The sequence below is a fragment of the Gottfriedia endophytica genome (genome assembly GCF_017814275.1).
Taxonomy (GTDB): Bacteria; Bacillota; Bacilli; order Bacillales; family Bacillaceae_G; genus Gottfriedia; species Gottfriedia endophytica.
On the sequence record NZ_JAGIYQ010000003.1, the window covers coordinates 328,140 to 348,231 of the forward strand.

The following is a 20,092-nucleotide window of genomic DNA, read 5'->3' on the forward strand; positions in this document are numbered from 1 at the left end:
TAGAAAGTAAACAATTAAAAATAAAATATACACAAAACGCGGAGGTGGCTTCAGTGCCTTTAACACCACTTGATATTCATAATAAAGTATTTAGTAAAGGATTTCGTGGCTATGACGAAGATGAAGTTAATGAATTTCTAGACCAAGTTATTAAAGATTATGAATTAGTTATTCGAGAAAAGAAGCAATTAGAAGAACAAGTAGTTGAAATGAAAGAACGATTAAAACATTTTTCTAATATTGAGGAAACACTAAATAAATCTATTTTAATCGCTCAAGAAGCAGCAGAAGAAGTTAGAGGAAACTCTCATAAAGAAGCTAAATTAATAATAAAAGAAGCTGAAAAAAATGCAGATCGAATTATTAATGAAGCTTTAATTAAGTCTCGTAAAGTAACAATGGAGTTTGAAGAGTTAAAAAAACAATCTAAAGTATTCCGTTCTCGCTTACGTATGGCAATTGAAACTCAGCTTGAGTTATTAACTCATCATGATTGGGATGCTTTTGCTGAAGTAGAAATTGAAAATGAAGCAGAGGAAGTTGCGAAATAATTGCATCGAAAATACTTGAAGTAGCCTTGACGTTTTGAAAAGTTTTACATATAATTTATTAAATAAAAATAGTCAAAATCGGTGATAGGGAAGAGTAATTCTATAGCTTCTAAACCAGCGAGTCAAGGATCGTGTAAGCTTGGCGTAGAAAATAGAATGAAAATCACCCTAGAGTGCTTTTCTGAAGAACAAAGTAAGAAAAGCCGACTCATTCTCGTTAAGAATGCATAGTGGACTACATACATAGTTTGTAGTCAATTAGGGTGGTACCACGGGAACCTTTCTCGTCCCTTTTTAGGGATGTAGAAGGGTTTTTTTGCGTTTTAAGAATGAGTACACCGATCTTTTGGACATAATGCGTTAATAGTTAATTGACGTGAAAATGAATGATTGAATGGAGGAACAGTGGTATGGAATATAAAGATACGTTATTAATGCCAAAAACAGAATTTCCGATGCGTGGGAATTTACCACAAAGAGAACCACAAATGCAAGAAAAGTGGAATGAAGAGAACATCTATGAAAAAGTAATGAAACATAATGAGGGAAAACCAACATTTGTTCTTCATGACGGACCTCCATATGCAAATGGTGATATCCATATGGGTCACGCTTTAAATAAAGTATTAAAAGATTTTATCGTCAGATATTATAATATGAATGGTTACCGTGCTCCTTATGTTCCTGGATGGGATACACATGGTTTACCGATTGAACAAGCATTAGCAAATAAAAAAGTAAATCGTAAAGAAATGTCTGTTGCAGATTTCCGTAAACTTTGTGAGGAATATGCTTACGAGCAAGTTGAACGTCAAAAAGAACAATTTAAACGTTTAGGAATCCTAGGAGATTGGGATAACCCATATATTACTTTACAAAAAGATTATGAAGCTGAACAAATTAAAGTATTTGGGAAAATGGCGACAAAAGGTTTAATTTATAAAGGGTTAAAACCTGTTTACTGGTCACCATCAAGTGAATCTGCTTTAGCTGAAGCAGAGATTGAATACAAAGATAAAAAATCTGCTTCAATTTATGTAGCGTTTACTGTTGAAAATGGTAAAGGACTTTTAGATGGTGGAGAGAAGTTCATCATTTGGACGACAACTCCTTGGACAATTCCTGCAAATTTAGCAATTAGTTTAAATCCTGATCTAGAATATAGTGTAGTTCATGTTAATAATGATAAGTTTGTTGTTGCTAGTGGGCTTTTAAATACTGTTAAAACAGAATTAGAATGGGAAGATGCTGTTGTTGAAAAAACATTTAAAGGTCAAGAACTAGAAGGTGTTGAAACTAAGCATCCTTTATATGATCGTAAATCACCTATCATCTTAGGTGACCATGTTACAACAGAAGCTGGTACTGGTTGTGTTCATACAGCACCTGGACACGGGGAAGATGACTTCATTGTCGGCCAAAAATATGGTTTAGGCGTTTTATGTCCTGTAAACGAAAAAGGTGTATTAACAGAAGAAGCTCCTGGTTTTGAAGGATTATTTTATGATGATGCAAATAAAGAGATCACAAAAGCTCTTGAAGAAAAAAATGCTCTATTAAAGCTTAAATTTATCACTCACTCTTATGCACATGATTGGAGAACGAAAAAACCAATTATTTACCGTGCTACTGCGCAGTGGTTCGCATCAATTGCTGCAATCCGTAATGAATTAATGGATGCAGTTAAAAATACAAAATGGTTCCCAGCATGGGGTGAAACACGCTTATTTAACATGGTTCGTGACCGTGGTGATTGGTGTATTTCTCGTCAGCGTGTATGGGGAGTTCCAATTCCAGTATTCTACGCTGAAAACGGTCAAGAGATTATTACTGAAGAAACAATCGCTCATGTATCTGGATTGTTCAGAAAACATGGATCAAATTGCTGGTTCGAAATGGATGTAAATGATCTATTACCTGAAGGTTTCACTCATCCTGGATCACCAAATGGTACATTTACGAAAGAAACCGATATTATGGATGTATGGTTTGATAGTGGATCTTCTCATCAAGCTGTTCTTGCAGCTCGTGAAGGCTTATCATTCCCAGCTGATGTTTATTTAGAAGGTTCTGACCAATACCGTGGTTGGTTTAACTCATCACTAAGTACAAGTGTTGCTGTAACAGGTCAAGCTCCTTACAAAGCAGTTGTTAGTCATGGCTTTGTACTTGATGGTGAAGGTCGTAAAATGAGTAAGTCAATTGGAAACATTGTTGTTCCTTCAAAAATTATGAATCAATATGGTTCTGATATTTTACGTCTTTGGGTTTCTTCAGTTGATTATCAAGCTGATGTGCGTATGTCAGATGCAATTTTAAAACAAGTAGCTGAAGTATACCGTAAAATCCGTAATACATTCCGTTTCTTACTTGGAAACTTAGATGGCTTCAATGCTGAAACAGATGCATTAGCATTTGAAGAACTTCGTGAGTTAGATCAATATATGTTAGTGAAATTAAATGACGTTGTTAAAAACGTTCGTCAATCATATGAAAATTATGAGTTTGCAGCTGTATATCATGCGATTCAAAACTTCTGTACAATTGATTTAAGTTCATTCTATTTTGATTTATCAAAAGATGTACTTTACATCGAACCAAAAGAAAATAAAGATCGCTTAGCAATTCAAACAGTATTACATGAAGCTCTGCAAGCATTAACACGTTTAGTAGCTCCTATTTTACCTCATACTGCTGATGAAGTTTGGTCTCATATGAGTGGAAATACAGTTGACAGTGCCATGTTAACTGAAATGCCTGAAGTAAAAATGTATGGAGATACTACTGCATTAGTAGAAAAATGGGTATCATTTATGGCTGTTCGTGACGATGTATTGAAAGCATTAGAGGTTGCTCGTAATGAAAAAGTAATCGGTAAATCACTAACTGCAGCGGTTAAAATTTATCCTTCTAATGAAGCGTATGAATTATTAACATCAATTAATGAAGATTTAAATCAATTGTTAATTGTTTCAAAAGTTGAGGTTGTATCGCCTGATACAAATGCTCCAGAAACAGCTCAATCATTTGAAAAATTATCAATTGAAGTTACACCAGCAACAGGTGAAACATGTGAACGTTGTTGGGTTGTAACTGAGGAAGTTGGTTTGGATCAAGATCATCCAACTTTATGTAAACGTTGTGCAAGTGTTGTTAAAAACATGGCGTAAAAGCAAAATGTTAAAAGAGTCTAAAGAATTTATCTTTAGGCTCTTTTTTTTATTGTCAAGACATATATATTAACAGTCTAATACCAAAGGAGGTGAAGGAGATGTTGAAATCTTTAATCTTACTACATGTTTTATCTTCAATTATTGGTGTTGGTCCAACTTTTTTTGCACATGTCCTTTTAAGAAATAAGCAATCAATACAAGAGTTAAGGTTTAGTTACAAAGTTGGTAAATATCTAGAATTTTTTCCGAAAATTGGTGGTAGTATTGCTGTTTTAAGTGGTTTAGCTCTTTTATATGTAGGTGATTATGGTTCATTCTTTAATCAGCTTTGGTTAGTAGGATCGTTAGTACTATATATTATTATTCAAATAATCGTGATAGGCTTTATAACACCTAAACAAAAACAAGTAGCTAATTGGTTATTTGACCCATTAAATGAAAATGAAAAAGAAGTAGGTTCAAAAATTAAAGCATTACATGAAAATGTAAATAAATTGTTCTATGTAGCATCTTTTTTTGGAATATTATTATTTATCTTTATGATTGTTAAGCCGGTTGTTTTCTAATAAAGTGAAAAAAGAACACTAAAGAAAAACTTGGTGTTCTTTTTTTTTTGAAAAACAGATGGTATGTTTTGGTTGAATTAAACTTGATGTTGGTTGAATTCTCAACAAAAACGGTTAAATAATTAGCTCTTTTTTTCAGATTATTGATTTAGGTTTTGTAATTTAAACGCAGAAGTTGATTGGAACGGAAGGGTGAAGGGCTTCTGTGGGAGATGCGTGAAGGCTGAGACCCCACAGGAGCGTATGCGACGAGGAGGCTCAGCTCACGCCCCTAGGAAAGCGAGCATCCTGGAGTGGAAAACAACTTACACATACTGAAATAGCTACAATGTATAAGAAAAGTCGAGTACGTAATCTATTCAATATGGAAAGATTTTTCTTAGTTTCCTTCTAAGGAAAAAGTTGTCCCTGTTATGAAATACGATAGAGGGAAAAGTATGTTTACATACTTTTATTTCAAACGGGGGTGCAACAAATGAACTTTCAATTTGCTGAAATAAAACATGAATTAGAAGTAATTAAAAATGAATTGCTTCATCGTTTGCAAATTGATCTGTTAACAAATCAATATGAGACTTTTTCTAATGAGTTATCGGATTATGATTCCCCAAATAAACAAAAAATTGTTATTGATGCAATCCATAATGACTTATTTGATGTGGAAGTTGCATTAAAAAAAATAAATGACGGAAATTATGGGTATTGTGAAGTGACAGGGCAACCAATACCTTTAAATAAATTAAGAATACTTCCAACAGGAAGAACAATTTATGATTTTAGTTTTGTGAGAGAACATTATTAATCAGTCTTTCATACATTGTACAACCCTTCTTCCTATGTTAAACTTTAAAAGTTACTTTAATTAGCTAGGGGAGAATAAAATGCCATATATTATTGCGTTGATCGCTATATTAATTGACCAAATTACTAAATACATTGTAATGAAAACGATGAATTTAGGAGATAGTATTGAAATTATCCCAAATCTTTTTTACATAACATCTCATCGTAACAAAGGTGCAGCATGGGGAATATTACAAGATAAAATGTACTTTTTCTATTTGATCACAATTGTTTTTGTGATTGCAGTTGTTTATTTTATCCAAAAACAAGCAAAAGGTGATAAATTGCTTGGTATTTCATTAGGATTAGTACTGGGCGGGGCAATTGGTAACTTTATTGATCGTCTATTTAGACACGAGGTAGTTGATTTTATCCATGTTTATACTTTTGGATACGACTTTCCTGTTTTTAATATAGCTGATTCATCATTATGTATCGGAGTTATACTAATGATTATTATTACATTAATGGAAGATAAAAGAGGAGTTAAGAAATGACAGTAGTAACATTTCAAGTTCAAGAAGAACAACATCTTGAGAGAATTGATAAATTTATAACATCACAAAATGAGGAATGGTCACGTTCTCAAGTTCAAGGTTGGCTAAAGGAAAATTTAGTAACTGTAAATAATGAACAAGTAAAAAGTAATTATAAAGTAAAAACTGGTGATGAAATTTCAATTACCATACCTGAAGCTAAGGAATATGAAGTTTTACCGGAAAATATTCCTTTAGAAGTTTATTATGAAGATAGCGATGTAATTGTTGTCAATAAACCAAGGGGAATGGTAGTACATCCAGCTGTTGGCCATGAAACAGGTACTTTAGTAAATGCGTTAATGTATCATTGTAAAGATTTGTCTGGGATTAACGGTGTGTTAAGACCTGGTATTGTTCATCGTATTGATAAGGATACATCTGGATTACTAATGGTTGCCAAAAATGATTTAGCACATGAAAAATTAGCTGAACAACTAAAAGCAAAAACAACTGTACGTAAATATATTGCAATTGTTCACGGTGTAATTCAACATGAAGAAGGCACAATTGACGCTCCAATTGGAAGAGATAAATCAGATCGTCAAAGCATGACAGTAACTGATGAAAATAGTAGAGAAGCAGTTACACACTTTAAAGTAATTGAGCGATTTGAAAACTTTACACTTGTTGAGTGTCAGCTAGAGACTGGACGAACTCATCAAATTCGTGTTCATATGAAATACATTGGTCATCAATTAGCTGGTGATCCGAAATACGGACCTCGTAAAACGTTAGATTTAGATGGTCAAGCACTTCATGCAGCTATTCTTGGATTCCAACATCCACGTACAAACGAATATATGGAATTTGAAGCGCCAATACCTGCAATTATGGAAGAAACATTAGAAAATTTACGCAGAATATAATTGACAAATATCACGTTTTTTGACATAATAAGGTCAGTTAAAAGAACCTTTAACACAACCCCGTGAGGTTGAGAAGGAAGCGGAAAATAAAAGGGATAACTGTATCCTTTTGTGCTACCCTCTTGTCCTATGGGCAAGAGGGTTTTTGCTTCTACAAAAAATGAGTAGGAGGTAATATTATGGTAGAGAAAGCATTAATACTCGATGATATGGCGATCAGAAGAGCACTAACTCGTATTGCACACGAAATGATTGAACGAAATCGTGGAATTGAAGACATTGTGCTTGTAGGTATCAAAACACGAGGAATTTTTCTAGCTAATCGAATTGCCGAACGAATTAAACAAATTGAAGGTAATGAAGTGGCGGTTGGTGAGTTAGATATAACGCTATATCGAGATGATTTATCAATTAAGACATCAAATTCAGAACCACTTGTGCGAGGAACTGATGTACCTTTCGAACTAGCTAATAAAAAAGTAATTTTAGTTGATGACGTATTATACACTGGTAGAACGGTTCGGGCAGCGATGGATGCTGTAATGGATTTAGGTCGTCCAGCTCAAATTCAATTAGCAGTGTTAGTAGATCGAGGTCATCGAGAATTACCAATTCGCGCTGATTATGTTGGTAAGAATATTCCAACGTCAAGTGAAGAAAAAGTAGTCGTTAAGTTAACTGAAACTGACGATCATGACCAAGTAAGTATATTTGAAAAATAAGTCCCTTTTAATGTGGTCCAGAGAGGCTACCAAAGGGTCTAGCTTGTCACAGCCTTTTTGTGGCAAATAGGACTCTTTGTGTACCCACACAAAGAGTTTTTTTTATATAATTGGAGGCTGAAAGTTATGAATAGTCAAAAACCGGTGTTAGATATACATGAAAAACCAAATTTAGGTCAATGGATTTTATTGAGTTTACAACATTTGTTTGCAATGTTTGGTTCAACAGTTTTTGTACCGTTAGTTGTAGGAATATCTCCAGCAATTGCTCTTATTTCAAGCGGAATTGGAACACTTATTTTTATCCTTATTACAAGAGGAAAAGTACCGTCTTATCTTGGATCATCTTTTGCATTTATTGCACCAATGATTTATGCAAAAATACATTATGGTCCAGGCGCAGCATTTACAGGTGTTTTTATTACAGGGGTATTATATGCATTCATTGCATTAATAATTAATCGAGTAGGAGTAGGCTGGTTATTAAAGCTTCTTCCACCAATTGTAGTAGGCCCAATCATCATGGTAATTGGACTAAGTTTATCTTCAGCAGCTGTAGGGATGGCAATGAACGGAGCAAATGGAAAATATAATACGACTTCAATTACAGTAGCATTAATCACGTTAGCAATTACAATTATCACTGCAATTTTTACAAGAGGATTTCTATCGGTTATTCCAATACTTGTAGGGATTATCGGTGGGTATATAACATCAATATTCTTCGGATTAGTAAATTTTACGCCAATAATTGAAGCGAAGTGGCTTGCAGTTCCACATTTTACATTACCATATGTTGATTATACACCTGCTTTACCTTATAAAATTGTCATGTTGTTTTTACCAGTAGCAATCGTAACAATCTCAGAGCATATTGGTCATCAAGTTGTTTTAGGAAATGTCATAAATAAAGATCTAATGAAAGATCCTGGATTAGATCGCTCATTATTTGGAGATGCGGTATCAACTATGATCGCAGGATTAATTGGTGGTCCAACGACTACAACATATGGAGAAAATATCGGGGTATTAGCTATTACAAGAGCGTACAGTGTGTATCTATTCATAGGAGCAGCAGTTTTTGCTATAACATTTGGTTTCATTGGAAAGATATCAGCATTCCTAAGCTCGATTCCTACACCAGTAATGGGAGGTATTTCAATCCTACTATTCGGTATCATAGCTTCAAGCGGATTAAGAGTACTAGTTGAAAATAAAATTGACTTTAGTCAGCAACGTAATTTAATTATTGCTTCAGTCATTCTAGTGATTGGAATCGGAGGAGCAGTAATTCACATTACAAAAGATTTTTCACTAGAAGGAATGGCACTCTCAGCAATTCTAGGAGTTCTGCTTAACATTCTCCTTCCAAATAAGAAGGTAGAAAAAGAAGTTATCGAAAATGCAAAGAATGAAGCAATTTCTTAAATAAAAATGTAGGTATGAAATGGAAGTACTTACTTATTTGGAAGTACTTCCATTCTAAAAATAAAAGACATTTCATATGGGGGAATCAGTATGAATCATCTACTAACGATGTCAGAGTTAACTGCTTCGGAAATTCAAATGCTTTTAAATGAAGCAGAGCAATTTGCAAATGGATATACATCTAAACTCAAAAAACAGACATTTGTAGCAAATTTATTTTTTGAGAATAGTACAAGAACTCGCTTTAGCTTTGAAGTAGCTCAAAAGAAACTTGGACTAGATGTGATTAACTTGTCAGTAGAAAGTTCAAGTATCCAAAAAGGTGAAACGCTTTATGACACAGTTAAAACCTTACAATCAATTGGGGTAGATGCAGTTGTGATTCGTCATACTGAAGATGAATATTTCAATGAAATCAAAGATGCAGGAACACCAATTTTAAATGCAGGTGATGGTTGTGGAAATCACCCAACCCAGTGTTTACTTGACCTTTTAACGATTAAACAAGAGTTTGGTAAATTTGAAGGATTAAAAGTAGCGATTGTTGGAGATTTACGCCATTCGAGGGTTGCTCGTTCAAATGCAGAAGCACTGACACGACTAGGCGCCGAAGTTTATTTCGCAAGTCCTGTAGAGTGGAAAGATGAAAAAAATAACTTTGGAACTTATAAAAACTTTGATGAATTGATTCCTGAAATGGATGTAGTTATGTTACTTCGCGTACAACATGAAAGACATACATCAGATTCAAATAACATTATGGAAAATTACTTAGAAAAACATGGTTTAACAGTTGAAAGAGAAAGACAAATGAAACCTGGAAGTATTATTATGCATCCAGCACCTGTTAACCGAGATGTTGAAATTGCAAGTGAGCTTGTTGAATGTGAACGTTCAAGAATTTTTAAACAAATGCAAAATGGTGTCTATGTACGAATGGCTGTAATGAAGAGAGCACTACCAAATGTATGGGGAGAGATGAAACATGAAGTACTTGTTTAAAAATGCGAACATATTAGATCAAAATGGCAGTTTGGTTAAAAAAGATGTCTTAGTAAATGACGGAAGAATAGCAGTCATCGCAACAGATGTTGTAGATGACGCAGCTACTAAAATTGAATTAAATGGTAAGTTACTAACTCCAGGTTTTATTGATGTGCACGTACATTTACGTGAACCTGGTGGTGAACATAAAGAAACAATTGAAACAGGTACGAAAGCTGCAGCACGTGGAGGATTTACATCAGTTGCTGCAATGCCGAATACTCGACCTGTACCAGAGTCAGTAGAAAATTTACAAGCATTGAACAAACGAATTGAAGAAACAGCGGTTGTAAATGTATTACCATATGCTTCAATTACAATTCGCCAAGCTGGTAAAGAACATACAGATTTTAAAGCATTAAAAGAAAACGGAGCATTTGCTTTTACGGATGATGGCGTAGGAGTACAATCTGCAGAAATGATGTATAAAGCAATGCAAATGGCGGCTGAAATCAATATGTCAATCGTTGCACATTGCGAAGAAAATACATTAATTCAAAAAGGTTGTGTACATGAAGGTAAATTCTCAAGAGAAAACAATCTAAATGGTATCCCATCAATTTGTGAAAGTGTACAAATTGCAAGAGATGTTTTATTAGCAGAAGCAACTGGTTGTCACTATCATGTGTGTCACATCAGTACGAAGGAGTCAGTTCGTGTAGTAAGAGATGCAAAACGCGCTGGCATTAATGTAACTGCCGAAGTTTCACCGCATCACTTAATTCTATGTGATGAAGATATCCCAGGATTAGATACAAACTTTAAAATGAATCCGCCACTACGTGGAAAAGAGGATAGAGAAGCATTAATCGAAGGTTTACTAGATGGAACAATCGACATGATTGCAACAGATCATGCACCACACACTGCTGAAGAAAAAGCTCAAGGTATGCAGCTTGCACCATTCGGAATTGTTGGACTAGAAACAGCATTTCCGTTACTATATACACATTTTGTTAAAACAGGAATAATGACACTAGCTCAGCTTGTTGATTTCTTAACTGTAAAACCAGCAAAAGTCTTCAATTTACAAAAAGGTGTAATCGAAGTAGGAGCAGTAGCAGATTTAACAGTAGTCGATTTAGAACATCAAGAAGAAATTAACTCAGAAAAATTCCTATCAAAAGGAAAAAATACACCTTTTAATGGTTGGAATTGTCAAGGGTGGCCAGAACTTACTATGGTAAATGGCAAAGTGGTATTTGAGAAAGGGGAAGTGACAGTATGAAGCGTCAGTTAATATTAGAAGATGGAACAGCTTTTATTGGAGAAGCATTTGGTAGCGATGTAGATACAACAGGAGAAATCGTTTTTACAACAGGAATGACAGGTTATCAAGAGGTGTTGACTGACCCATCATACTGTGGGCAAATCGTAACATTCACATATCCTTTAGTTGGAAATTACGGAATCAATTTAGAAGATTTCGAGAGTATTGTGCCAGCTGTACACGGCTTAATTGTAAAGGAATATGCTGAGTTTCCTTCAAACTTCAGAAACAGACTTTCATTAGATGAATATTGCAAAGATAAAAACATCCCAGGATTAGCTGGAATTGATACACGTATGTTAACAAAAAAACTACGTGAAGTAGGAACGATGAAAGGAAAGTTCTGTAGTGTTGATGTAAACGTGGATGAAGTTGTAGCAGAATTAAAAGCAACGCCAATGTTTACAAATCATGTTGAAAGAGTTTCAACTCAAAAACCTTACAGAAGTCCAGGTCGTGGCAACCGAGTAGTATTAGTAGACTTTGGAATGAAGCACGGTATTCTTCGAGAGTTAACAAAACGTAACTGCGACGTAACAGTAGTACCTTACAACATTACAGCAAAAGAAATTTTCCAGCTTGCTCCAGAGGGAATTATGTTAAGTAATGGACCTGGGGATCCAAAAGATGTAACAGTAGCAATTGACATGATCAAAGAAGTGGTTGGAAAAGTGCCACTGTTCGGAATTTGTTTAGGTCATCAACTATTTGCTTTAGCGAACGGTGCAAACACATCTAAATTAAAATTTGGACACCGCGGAGCAAACCATCCAGTTAAATCTTTAGAAACTGGAAAAGTAGCAATCACTTCTCAAAACCATGGATATGCGGTAGAAGAAGAATCAGTTTTTGGAACTGACCTTGAAATCACTCACGTTGCATTAAATGATGGAACAGTAGAAGGATTAAAACATAAAAAATACCCAGCATTTACAGTTCAATATCATCCAGAAGCTTCACCAGGACCTGAAGATGCAAATTACTTATTTGACCAATTTATCAACATGATGGAAGAGCACAAAAGAGAGGGGAAATTACAATGCCAAAACGCGTAGACATCGAAACAATATTAGTGATCGGATCTGGTCCGATTGTAATTGGGCAAGCAGCAGAATTTGATTACGCTGGTACACAAGCTTGTCAAGCACTGAAAGAAGAGGGATATAAAGTAATTCTAGTAAACTCAAACCCTGCTACAATCATGACTGATGTACAAACGGCAGATAAAGTATACATTGAACCTCTTACATTAGATTTTGTAAGCCGTATTATTCGTAAAGAACGTCCAGATGCTCTTCTACCAACTTTAGGAGGTCAAACAGGACTTAACCTTGCAGTAGAACTGGCAAACTCAGGAATTCTAGATGAGTGTGACGTGAAAATTTTAGGAACTAGCTTAGACGCAATAAACAGAGCAGAAGATCGTGATTTATTCCGTACTTTAATGAACGAGTTAAACGAACCAGTTCCTGAAAGTGAAATTATTCATTCGTTAGAAGAAGCATACACTTTCGTAAATCAAATTGGTTATCCAGTCATTGTCCGTCCTGCTTTTACACTAGGTGGAACAGGTGGGGGAATCTGTCACAATGAAGAAGAGCTAATTGAAATCGTAACAAGCGGATTAAAAAATAGCCCAGTTACACAATGCTTACTAGAAAAAAGTATTGCTGGTTTTAAAGAAATCGAATACGAAGTAATGCGTGATGCTGCAAATAATGCAATCGTAGTATGTAACATGGAAAATATCGATCCAGTTGGTGTTCATACAGGGGATTCAATCGTAGTTGCTCCTTCACAAACATTAAGTGATCGTGAATATCAAATGCTTCGTAATGTATCGTTAAATATCATTAGAGCATTAGGAATCGAAGGCGGATGTAACGTTCAGCTTGCCCTTGATCCACACAGCTTCCAATACTATGTAATTGAAGTAAATCCACGTGTGTCTCGTTCAAGTGCTCTAGCATCAAAAGCAACAGGATACCCAATTGCTAAATTAGCAGCTAAAATTGCTGTTGGATTGACACTAGATGAAATGATTAATCCTGTTACAAAGAAAACTTATGCATGTTTTGAACCGGCACTAGACTACATCGTATCGAAAATACCACGTTGGCCATTTGATAAATTTGAAAGTGCAAACCGTAAGCTTGGTACACAAATGAAGGCAACTGGTGAGGTAATGGCGATTGGCCGTACACTAGAAGAATCATTGTTAAAAGCAGTTCGCTCATTAGAGCTTGGAATTCACCATATGGAAATTAAATCATTAAGAGATTTATCAAAAGATGAAATGATTAAACGTATGGGCAAACCAGATGATGAAAGATTATATATTGTAGCTGAAGCGATTCGTCAAGGGATGACGTTGGAAGAAATACATGATATCACTCAAATTGATTACTTCTTCCTTCATAAAATTGAAAATATTATTAAGATGGAACGTACGATTAAAGATGCTAACTTTGATGTTGAAGTTTTAAAAGATGCTAAGAAAATGGGCTTTAGTGATGAATACATCGCAGAATGCTGGAATAGCACAAATCGTGAAGTGTACGATTTCCGTCAAGATCATAAAGTTGTACCTGTCTATAAAATGGTTGATACATGTGCAGGAGAATTTGAATCAACTACTCCATACTTCTATGGAACATATGAAACAGAAAACGAATCAATCGTTACAAATAAACAAAGTGTAGTAGTACTAGGTTCTGGACCAATTCGTATCGGTCAAGGGATTGAGTTTGACTATGCAACTGTACATTGTGTAAGAGCAATTAAAGAAGCTGGTTACGAAGCAATCATTATTAACAACAACCCTGAAACAGTTTCAACTGACTTCAGTATTTCAGATAAGCTTTACTTTGAACCATTAACTATTGAAGATGTTATGCACATCATTGATTTAGAACAACCAATCGGTGTAGTTGTTCAGTTCGGTGGACAAACAGCGATTAACTTAGCAAGTAAATTAGTACAACATGGTGTGAAAATACTTGGAACATCTTTAGAAGATCTAGATCGTGCAGAAGACAGAGATAAATTTGAAGAAGCCTTGCAACAATTAGGTGTTCCACAACCACTTGGTAAAACGGCTATGACAGTTGAAGAAGCTGTTGCAATTGCAAAAGAGATTGGTTACCCAGTATTAGTTCGACCTTCATATGTACTAGGTGGACGTGCAATGGAAATCGTTGAACGCGAAGAAGAATTACTACACTATATGAAAAATGCAGTTCGCGTAAATCCAGAGCATCCAGTATTAGTTGACCGCTATTTAACAGGAAAAGAAATAGAAGTTGATGCAATTTCTGACGGAACTGATGTGTACATTCCAGGAATTATGGAACATATCGAACGTGCGGGTGTTCACTCAGGGGACTCAATTGCAGTTTATCCAACCCAAAGTGTAACAGCAGAAGCAAAACAAAAAATTATTGATTATACAATAAAACTAGCAAAAGGATTGAATATTAAAGGGTTACTAAACATTCAGTTCGTAGTTACAGAAGCTGATGAAGTATTTGTACTTGAAGTTAACCCACGTTCAAGTAGAACAGTGCCATTCTTAAGTAAAATTACACATGTTCCAATGGCAAACATTGCAACGAAAGTAATTTTAGGTGAAACACTTCGTTCATTTGGTTACGAGACTGGTTACCACCCAGAAGCTAAAGAAGTATATGTAAAAGCTCCTGTGTTCTCATTTGCAAAATTACGCTCAGTTGATACAACATTAGGACCTGAAATGAAATCAACTGGTGAAGTAATGGGTAAAGATATTAGTCTTGATAAAGCTCTTTACAAAGCTCTTGAAGCATCTGGTATTAAAATTAGAACAAATGGATCAGTTATTATAACTGTTGCAGATAAGGACAAAGATGAGGTAACTGAAATCGCAAGAAGATTCCATGAAGTTGGATTTAACATTCTTGCGACAGAAGGAACTAAAGCGTATTTAGAAAGTATGAACATTCCAGTTTCAACTGTAAATAAAATTGACGAGCATGAAGATAATTTATTAGAGAAAATCAGAAATGGTCATGCACAATTTGTTATCAATACATTAACAAAAGGAAAACAACCTGCAAGAGATGGTTTCCGAATTCGTCGTGAGTCAGTAGAAAATGGTGTTGTATGTTTAACATCACTTGATACTGCAAGTGCAATTCTTTCAGTAATTGAAAGTCTAACATTCTCAACACATGCACTTCCAAATTATGAAACGAAGGCTGGCGTTTTAGTATGATAAAAAAGGAACATATGACAATTGTCTCAAACAAAATAATTGCAGAAAATATAGTGGAAATGACACTTAAGGGTGAGCTTGTTCAGGAGATGGATTCTCCTGGACAATTTGTCCACCTAAAAGCAAATAGTTCAATAACACCATTGTTGCGCAGACCAATTAGCATTTGTTCCATTGATAAAGAAAAAAATGAATTCACAATGATCTTCCGTGCTGAGGGTGAAGGAACAAGAGAATTAATGAAAGCAGTAGTTGGACAAACGGTAGATGTACTTGGTCCTCTTGGTCAAGGGTATGATGTGGATTGTATTCAAGAAGGAGAAACAGCACTTCTAGTTGGTGGAGGAATCGGTGTACCTCCTATGTATGAACTTTCGAAACAATTGATTTCAAAAGGCGTTAAGGTTATTCATGTTTTAGGATTTGCTTCAAAAACTGTAGCGTTTTATGAAGAAGAGTTTATGAAGCTTGGTGAAACATATATAGCAACAGTTGATGGATCACTTGGAACAAAAGGTTTTGTTACGGATGTAATTCGTGAAAAAGGACTACAATTTGACCAGTACTTTGCATGTGGACCAACTGTTATGTTAAAGGCACTTCAAACGCAATATAAAGGTCTAAAAAATGGCTTTATTTCTCTAGAAGAACGTATGGGTTGTGGAATCGGAGCATGTTTCGCTTGCGTATGCCATACAGAGGATGGATCATATCGTAAAATTTGTAGCGATGGACCAGTATTTCAAGCTGAGGAGGTACAACTATAATGAACTTACGAACACAATTACCTGGCTTAGACTTGAAAAATCCTATTATCCCTGCATCAGGTTGTTTCGGTTTTGGCCGAGAATTTGCAAACTTGTATGATCTAAGCGTACTAGGCGCTATTATGATAAAAGCAACAACAGTGGAAACGCGTTATGGAAATGAAACACCACGTGTAGCAGAAACTTCTTCAGGTATGTTAAATGCAATCGGACTGCAAAATCCAGGACTTGAAAAAGTGATGAACAATGAATTACCTTGGTTAGCACAATATGACGTTCCGATCATTGCAAATATTGCAGGTTCAACAATTGAAGATTATGTAAACGTAGCAAAAGAGATTTCTAAAGCTAGTAATGTAAAAGCACTAGAATTAAATATTTCATGTCCAAACGTAAAATGTGGTGGAATAGCATTTGGTACAGATGCAGCAACTGCAGCGGAAGTAACACGAAAAGTTAAAGAAGTTAGTGAAGTGCCACTTTACGTAAAACTATCTCCGAATGTGACAAACATTGTTGAAATTGCAAAAGCAATCGAAAATGCAGGTGCAGATGGATTAACAATGATAAATACACTATTAGGTATGCGATTAGATTTACGTACAGGTAAACCGATCATAGCAAATAAAACAGGTGGTTTATCAGGTCCAGCAATTAAACCAGTTGCGATCCGCATGATTCATGATGTAAGCCAAGTTGTCAATATTCCAATTATCGGAATGGGCGGAATCATGAATGCAGAAGATGTACTTGAATTTTTCTTAGCAGGAGCAAGTGCGGTTGGAGTAGGTACAGCGAACTTTGTTGATCCATTTGTTTGCCCAACCATTATAGAAGAACTGCCTGCAGTACTTGAAAAATATGGTTATCAATCAATTGAGGAATGTATCGGAAGGAGCTGGAAGTAATATGACATCACCAATTATTATCGCGCTTGATTATTCATCACGCGAAGAGGTTATGGCATTTCTAAATCAATTCAACCAACCACTTTTTGTAAAAGTGGGGATGGAGTTGTTTTACAAAGAAGGTCCAGCTTTTATTAAAGAAATAAAAGAATTAGGGCATAAAATTTTCCTGGATTTAAAACTTCATGATATCCCAAATACGGTGAAGCAAGCAATGAAAAATCTTGCAAAGCTTGATGTTGATCTGGTAAACGTCCACGCTGCTGGTGGAAGTAAAATGATGAAAGCAGCTCTTGAAGGACTAGTGGAAGGAACGCCTGAAGGAAAGCAACGCCCTCTTTTAATTGCTGTAACTCAATTAACGAGCACATCAAATGAACAAGTGGTTGAGGAACAAGGAATTTCATCTTTAACAACTTCAATTAGCTTATATGCGAAATTAACAGAAGAGAGCGGACTAGATGGAGTAGTTTGTTCACCACTTGATGTAGAAATTGTAAGAGAAGCAGCTAAAGGTGAAGGATTTGTTACAGTAACTCCAGGTATTCGCTTAGCTGAAAACAGTGCTGATGACCAAGTGCGAATCACTACACCAGCTAAAGCAAGAGAACTTGGAAGCAATTATATAGTTGTTGGACGTAGCATTACAAAAAGTGAGAACCCAGTTCAAACTTATGAAAAAATCGTTTCACAATGGGAGGGCGTAACAGTATGAAAAAAATGATCGCAGAAAACTTATTAAGTATTGGTGCAGTAAGTTTACAACCAGAAAATCCATTTACATGGGCTTCAGGTATTAAATCTCCAATCTATTGTGACAATCGTTTGACACTTGGTTATCCAGAAATTCGTAAAAATATTGCAAATGGATTAGCTAAATTAATTCAAGAGAAATACGGAAATGTAGACGTAATTGCTGGAACAGCAACAGCGGGTATTGCACACGCAGCATGGGTAAGTGATGTAATGAATTTACCAATGTGCTACGTACGTAGCTCTGCAAAAGGACACGGAAAAGGCAATCAAATTGAAGGACTAGTAAAAGCAGGACAAAAAGTGGTAGTTGTTGAAGATTTAATTTCAACAGGCGGAAGTGTTATCACATGTGTTGATGCACTACGCGAAGCAGGCTGTGAAGTAGTAGGTGTTGTATCAATTTTTACTTACAACTTACCAGCAGCTGAAGAAAAATTTACTGCTAATAATGTAATGTACTACTCTCTAACTGACTACGATACGCTAGTTCAAGTTGCAAAAGAAGAAGGTACAATTACTGAAAATGATGTTAACAAATTAACTGAGTGGAGAAAAAATCCACAAGATAGCAATTGGATGAACGTTGGGGTTTAAGATTATAAACTAAAAAAGTAAAGGATAGATCAGTAGATTATTTCTGCTGTATCTGTCCTTTTTTGTTTGGTTGTTTTGTAAATATTGTAGTTATTAAGAAGGAAGTAATGTCTTTTTTGTTGAATAAAACTATACATATTGAATTGAGTATCACACAGGGAGCTGCAAGCATTGATTCTTAGAAGTGGTAACCCTTAAGCTTTTTTACCTTCTTTTAAACTTTCTTCTAAACGTTGATCTAATAGTTCAATTTCTTTATCTTTAGTCTTCATTCTTTTCATTTTTTCACCTATAACCTTTTTATTTATTACAAACAAAGTATTCACTTACAAGGAGATTGTTATTCATGAAAGTTGAAATTGAATTGCAAGAGGAAACCATAAAAGCATTGGAACAATATGCCTCGTTTTATAATGTTAAACATAAAGTTATTGGGACTAATGACGAACAATCTATAGAGGATATCATTAAGGCAGCTATAATGATGTATATACGCTGGTTATCGATAACTCCGAGTCCATTTATTTCCTCAAAGGGATTAACAGTTCTTTCACGAATCCCGCATATCTTTTCTTCCCAAGGGAAATCTTTAAGCGAATTAAGTTTGCAGACAGGAATACCTAAAAGTACACTCAGTGGTATATTAAAAGGGAACATTCCTAATTTAGAAAATTTCATACGGATATGGTTATCGATTGGCCAACCACCGATCTTAAATTTATTAGAAATACGATACGATTCTTAACGGACAACCTGTTCGATAAATCGAATAAAATGTTATAAATTTTTTCGATTTGTTGAATAGGACAAAACAGTAGTTCCATATAGTTGAATAAAAAGGTTTTTAGCTTCTAATAAGGAGGCGACCAAGTTTGTTCACTTTACATGATACTATTAGTATTGTCCAAGTAATTTGTTTATTAATTTCCACTTTTTTATCTGTTTATAAAGCAGTTAAACCACAGCCTACAGATAAAGAAGATATAGAAAAGAGAAAGGTAACCAAGGAGCATTTGCTAAAGGGAAAAATACTAAATGAGAACGTGAATACATTTCAGAAGGGATACTTAAATTATCACTTTATTGGCGACATCCATCAAAAACGGTATCTAATAATTGTTATCCTAGTATTTGAAATAACTGAAAATAGACAAAATACACTTTTTATTATAATCATGAACATTAATTATATTAACAACAAATAATATATTAAATAGAGCTATAAAATGACAGCTTTCATTTAGTCAGTCAATTAATAGTATATTTACCTAAAGTAAAACTTTTTTAAGTAATCAGAGGGTTACTTAAAAAAGTTTTTATTTTGGAAAAGGCAGTTCAAACTAACATTCTTTCTTTGAAAAAGTATCGATAAATAAGCTTACTATAGGAAAATCAGGCGGACTAATTTTTGATGGAAGTTCTTTAAAAGAGAAGAATTTCAATTCTTTTACTTCTTCTGTATCTTTCTGCAGCCTCCCTTTATAATCAGTGCAAATATAGGTTGCAACAACGTTATACACTTCATCACCATGAGGATACTTATAATAAAATTCATCTCCAGAAAAAATATTAAATAAACTAAGATGATTTGCTGTTAAACCCGTTTCTTCTTTTAATTCTCTTTTTGCTACATCTTCTAAATTTTCCCCTATTTCCATAGAACCACCTGGTAATCCCCAAGAATGATTATCGGTCCTTAATTGTAATAGGATTCTATTATTTGAATCCAATATGATTACATTTGCTCCAACCATGACTAGAGGACGACTACCAACTATTTTTCTTAAATCCATTATATAACCCATTGAGACAC

At 34.8% G+C, this 20,092-nt stretch carries 20 protein-coding genes and 1 other annotated feature; of the genes, 18 read left to right on the forward strand and 2 right to left on the reverse strand.

Annotation, left to right across the window (positions count from 1 at the left end; genetic code table 11):
* Positions 1 to 53: 53 nt before the first annotated feature.
* From J5Y03_RS06455 to pyrE, 16 genes are all read left to right on the forward strand, one after another.
* Positions 54 to 551 (forward strand): DivIVA domain-containing protein, encoded by a 498-nt coding sequence (locus J5Y03_RS06455; RefSeq protein WP_209403738.1) that lies wholly within the window; start codon positions 54 to 56, stop codon positions 549 to 551.
* A 72-nt stretch (positions 552 to 623) separates the two neighbouring features.
* Positions 624 to 846, forward strand: a binding site (T-box leader).
* 115 nt (positions 847 to 961) lie between these two features.
* Positions 962 to 3,721, forward strand: coding sequence for an isoleucine--tRNA ligase (gene ileS / locus J5Y03_RS06460; protein ID WP_209403740.1), 2,760 nt, complete (start codon positions 962 to 964; stop codon positions 3,719 to 3,721).
* 101 nt (positions 3,722 to 3,822) lie between these two features.
* Positions 3,823 to 4,290 carry a DUF2269 family protein gene (locus J5Y03_RS06465; RefSeq protein WP_209403742.1) on the forward strand — a complete coding sequence of 156 codons (468 nt, stop codon included), beginning with the start codon at positions 3,823 to 3,825 and terminating at the stop codon, positions 4,288 to 4,290.
* A 475-nt stretch (positions 4,291 to 4,765) separates the two neighbouring features.
* Positions 4,766 to 5,092: a TraR/DksA C4-type zinc finger protein gene (locus tag J5Y03_RS06470; RefSeq protein ID WP_209403744.1), complete on the forward strand. Its 327-nt coding sequence runs from the start codon at positions 4,766 to 4,768 to the stop codon at positions 5,090 to 5,092.
* A 79-nt stretch (positions 5,093 to 5,171) separates the two neighbouring features.
* Positions 5,172 to 5,630: a signal peptidase II gene (gene lspA, locus J5Y03_RS06475; RefSeq protein ID WP_209403746.1), complete on the forward strand. Its 459-nt coding sequence runs from the start codon at positions 5,172 to 5,174 to the stop codon at positions 5,628 to 5,630.
* The gene (locus J5Y03_RS06480; protein WP_209403748.1) at positions 5,627 to 6,538 is read left to right on the forward strand and encodes an RluA family pseudouridine synthase; all 912 of its coding nucleotides are present in this window, start codon (positions 5,627 to 5,629) and stop codon (positions 6,536 to 6,538) included. The genes lspA and J5Y03_RS06480 overlap by 4 nt, the downstream gene beginning before the upstream one ends.
* A 179-nt stretch (positions 6,539 to 6,717) precedes the next feature.
* Entirely contained in the window at positions 6,718 to 7,260 is a 543-nt protein-coding gene (pyrR, locus tag J5Y03_RS06485; RefSeq protein ID WP_209403750.1) for a bifunctional pyr operon transcriptional regulator/uracil phosphoribosyltransferase PyrR, read from the forward strand.
* 126 nt (positions 7,261 to 7,386) lie between these two features.
* Positions 7,387 to 8,688, forward strand: a complete 1,302-nt coding sequence (locus J5Y03_RS06490; protein WP_209403752.1) for a solute carrier family 23 protein — start codon at positions 7,387 to 7,389, stop codon at positions 8,686 to 8,688.
* 90 nt (positions 8,689 to 8,778) lie between these two features.
* Entirely contained in the window at positions 8,779 to 9,690 is a 912-nt protein-coding gene (locus tag J5Y03_RS06495; RefSeq protein WP_209403754.1) for an aspartate carbamoyltransferase catalytic subunit, read from the forward strand.
* Complete coding sequence (locus J5Y03_RS06500) at positions 9,674 to 10,960, forward strand: dihydroorotase (RefSeq protein ID WP_209403756.1); 1,287 nt, start codon at positions 9,674 to 9,676, stop codon at positions 10,958 to 10,960. Before J5Y03_RS06495 ends, J5Y03_RS06500 begins: the two co-directional genes overlap by 17 nt.
* Entirely contained in the window at positions 10,957 to 12,057 is a 1,101-nt protein-coding gene (locus J5Y03_RS06505) for a carbamoyl phosphate synthase small subunit (protein ID WP_209403758.1), read from the forward strand. Before J5Y03_RS06500 ends, J5Y03_RS06505 begins: the two co-directional genes overlap by 4 nt.
* A complete protein-coding gene (gene carB, locus J5Y03_RS06510) occupies positions 12,042 to 15,254 on the forward strand; it encodes a carbamoyl-phosphate synthase large subunit (protein WP_209403760.1) in 3,213 nt (1,070 codons plus the stop codon). Before J5Y03_RS06505 ends, carB begins: the two co-directional genes overlap by 16 nt.
* A complete protein-coding gene (locus J5Y03_RS06515) occupies positions 15,251 to 16,021 on the forward strand; it encodes a dihydroorotate dehydrogenase electron transfer subunit (protein ID WP_209403763.1) in 771 nt (256 codons plus the stop codon). Before carB ends, J5Y03_RS06515 begins: the two co-directional genes overlap by 4 nt.
* A complete protein-coding gene (locus J5Y03_RS06520) occupies positions 16,021 to 16,929 on the forward strand; it encodes a dihydroorotate dehydrogenase (RefSeq protein WP_209403765.1) in 909 nt (302 codons plus the stop codon). Before J5Y03_RS06515 ends, J5Y03_RS06520 begins: the two co-directional genes overlap by 1 nt.
* A gap of 1 nt (position 16,930) precedes the next feature.
* Positions 16,931 to 17,644, forward strand: coding sequence for an orotidine-5'-phosphate decarboxylase (gene pyrF, locus J5Y03_RS06525; RefSeq protein ID WP_209403767.1), 714 nt, complete (start codon positions 16,931 to 16,933; stop codon positions 17,642 to 17,644).
* The gene (pyrE, locus tag J5Y03_RS06530; RefSeq protein ID WP_209403769.1) at positions 17,641 to 18,279 is read left to right on the forward strand and encodes an orotate phosphoribosyltransferase; all 639 of its coding nucleotides are present in this window, start codon (positions 17,641 to 17,643) and stop codon (positions 18,277 to 18,279) included. The genes pyrF and pyrE overlap by 4 nt, the downstream gene beginning before the upstream one ends.
* Before the next feature lie 194 nt (positions 18,280 to 18,473).
* Here pyrE and J5Y03_RS19980 read toward each other — a convergent pair whose 3' ends face one another.
* Positions 18,474 to 18,596, reverse strand: a complete 123-nt coding sequence (locus J5Y03_RS19980) for a hypothetical protein (protein WP_280849627.1) — start codon at positions 18,594 to 18,596, stop codon at positions 18,474 to 18,476.
* A 29-nt stretch (positions 18,597 to 18,625) separates the two neighbouring features.
* Between J5Y03_RS19980 and J5Y03_RS06535 the strand changes: the two genes are divergently transcribed.
* Both J5Y03_RS06535 and J5Y03_RS06540 read left to right on the forward strand, forming a co-directional pair.
* Positions 18,626 to 19,024 (forward strand): helix-turn-helix domain-containing protein, encoded by a 399-nt coding sequence (locus J5Y03_RS06535; RefSeq protein WP_209403771.1) that lies wholly within the window; start codon positions 18,626 to 18,628, stop codon positions 19,022 to 19,024.
* Positions 19,025 to 19,151: 127 nt separating this feature from the next.
* Positions 19,152 to 19,484, forward strand: a complete 333-nt coding sequence (locus J5Y03_RS06540; protein WP_209403773.1) for a hypothetical protein — start codon at positions 19,152 to 19,154, stop codon at positions 19,482 to 19,484.
* A gap of 135 nt (positions 19,485 to 19,619) precedes the next feature.
* On the opposite strand, the gene J5Y03_RS06545 is transcribed toward J5Y03_RS06540, so the two are convergent.
* Positions 19,620 to 20,084, reverse strand: coding sequence for an NUDIX hydrolase (locus J5Y03_RS06545; RefSeq protein ID WP_209403775.1), 465 nt, complete (start codon positions 20,082 to 20,084; stop codon positions 19,620 to 19,622).
* Positions 20,085 to 20,092 lie beyond the last annotated feature (8 nt).

What these genes read in the sequence shown, in the direction of transcription:
- ileS (WP_209403740.1), top strand. Translation starts at nt 962, where the DNA reads ATGGAATATAAAGATACGTTATTAATGCCAAAAACAGAATTTCCGATG.
- J5Y03_RS06465 (WP_209403742.1), top strand. Translation starts at nt 3,823, where the DNA reads ATGTTGAAATCTTTAATCTTACTACATGTTTTATCTTCAATTATTGGT.
- J5Y03_RS06470 (WP_209403744.1), top strand. Translation starts at nt 4,766, where the DNA reads ATGAACTTTCAATTTGCTGAAATAAAACATGAATTAGAAGTAATTAAA.
- lspA (WP_209403746.1), top strand. Translation starts at nt 5,172, where the DNA reads ATGCCATATATTATTGCGTTGATCGCTATATTAATTGACCAAATTACT.
- J5Y03_RS06480 (WP_209403748.1), top strand. Translation starts at nt 5,627, where the DNA reads ATGACAGTAGTAACATTTCAAGTTCAAGAAGAACAACATCTTGAGAGA.
- pyrR (WP_209403750.1), top strand. Translation starts at nt 6,718, where the DNA reads ATGGTAGAGAAAGCATTAATACTCGATGATATGGCGATCAGAAGAGCA.
- J5Y03_RS06490 (WP_209403752.1), top strand. Translation starts at nt 7,387, where the DNA reads ATGAATAGTCAAAAACCGGTGTTAGATATACATGAAAAACCAAATTTA.
- J5Y03_RS06495 (WP_209403754.1), top strand. Translation starts at nt 8,779, where the DNA reads ATGAATCATCTACTAACGATGTCAGAGTTAACTGCTTCGGAAATTCAA.
- J5Y03_RS06500 (WP_209403756.1), top strand. Translation starts at nt 9,674, where the DNA reads ATGAAGTACTTGTTTAAAAATGCGAACATATTAGATCAAAATGGCAGT.
- J5Y03_RS06505 (WP_209403758.1), top strand. Translation starts at nt 10,957, where the DNA reads ATGAAGCGTCAGTTAATATTAGAAGATGGAACAGCTTTTATTGGAGAA.
- carB (WP_209403760.1), top strand. Translation starts at nt 12,042, where the DNA reads ATGCCAAAACGCGTAGACATCGAAACAATATTAGTGATCGGATCTGGT.
- J5Y03_RS06515 (WP_209403763.1), top strand. Translation starts at nt 15,251, where the DNA reads ATGATAAAAAAGGAACATATGACAATTGTCTCAAACAAAATAATTGCA.
- J5Y03_RS06520 (WP_209403765.1), top strand. Translation starts at nt 16,021, where the DNA reads ATGAACTTACGAACACAATTACCTGGCTTAGACTTGAAAAATCCTATT.
- pyrF (WP_209403767.1), top strand. Translation starts at nt 16,931, where the DNA reads ATGACATCACCAATTATTATCGCGCTTGATTATTCATCACGCGAAGAG.
- pyrE (WP_209403769.1), top strand. Translation starts at nt 17,641, where the DNA reads ATGAAAAAAATGATCGCAGAAAACTTATTAAGTATTGGTGCAGTAAGT.
- J5Y03_RS06535 (WP_209403771.1), top strand. Translation starts at nt 18,626, where the DNA reads ATGAAAGTTGAAATTGAATTGCAAGAGGAAACCATAAAAGCATTGGAA.
- J5Y03_RS06545 (WP_209403775.1), bottom strand. Translation starts at nt 20,084, where the DNA reads ATGGGTTATATAATGGATTTAAGAAAAATAGTTGGTAGTCGTCCTCTA.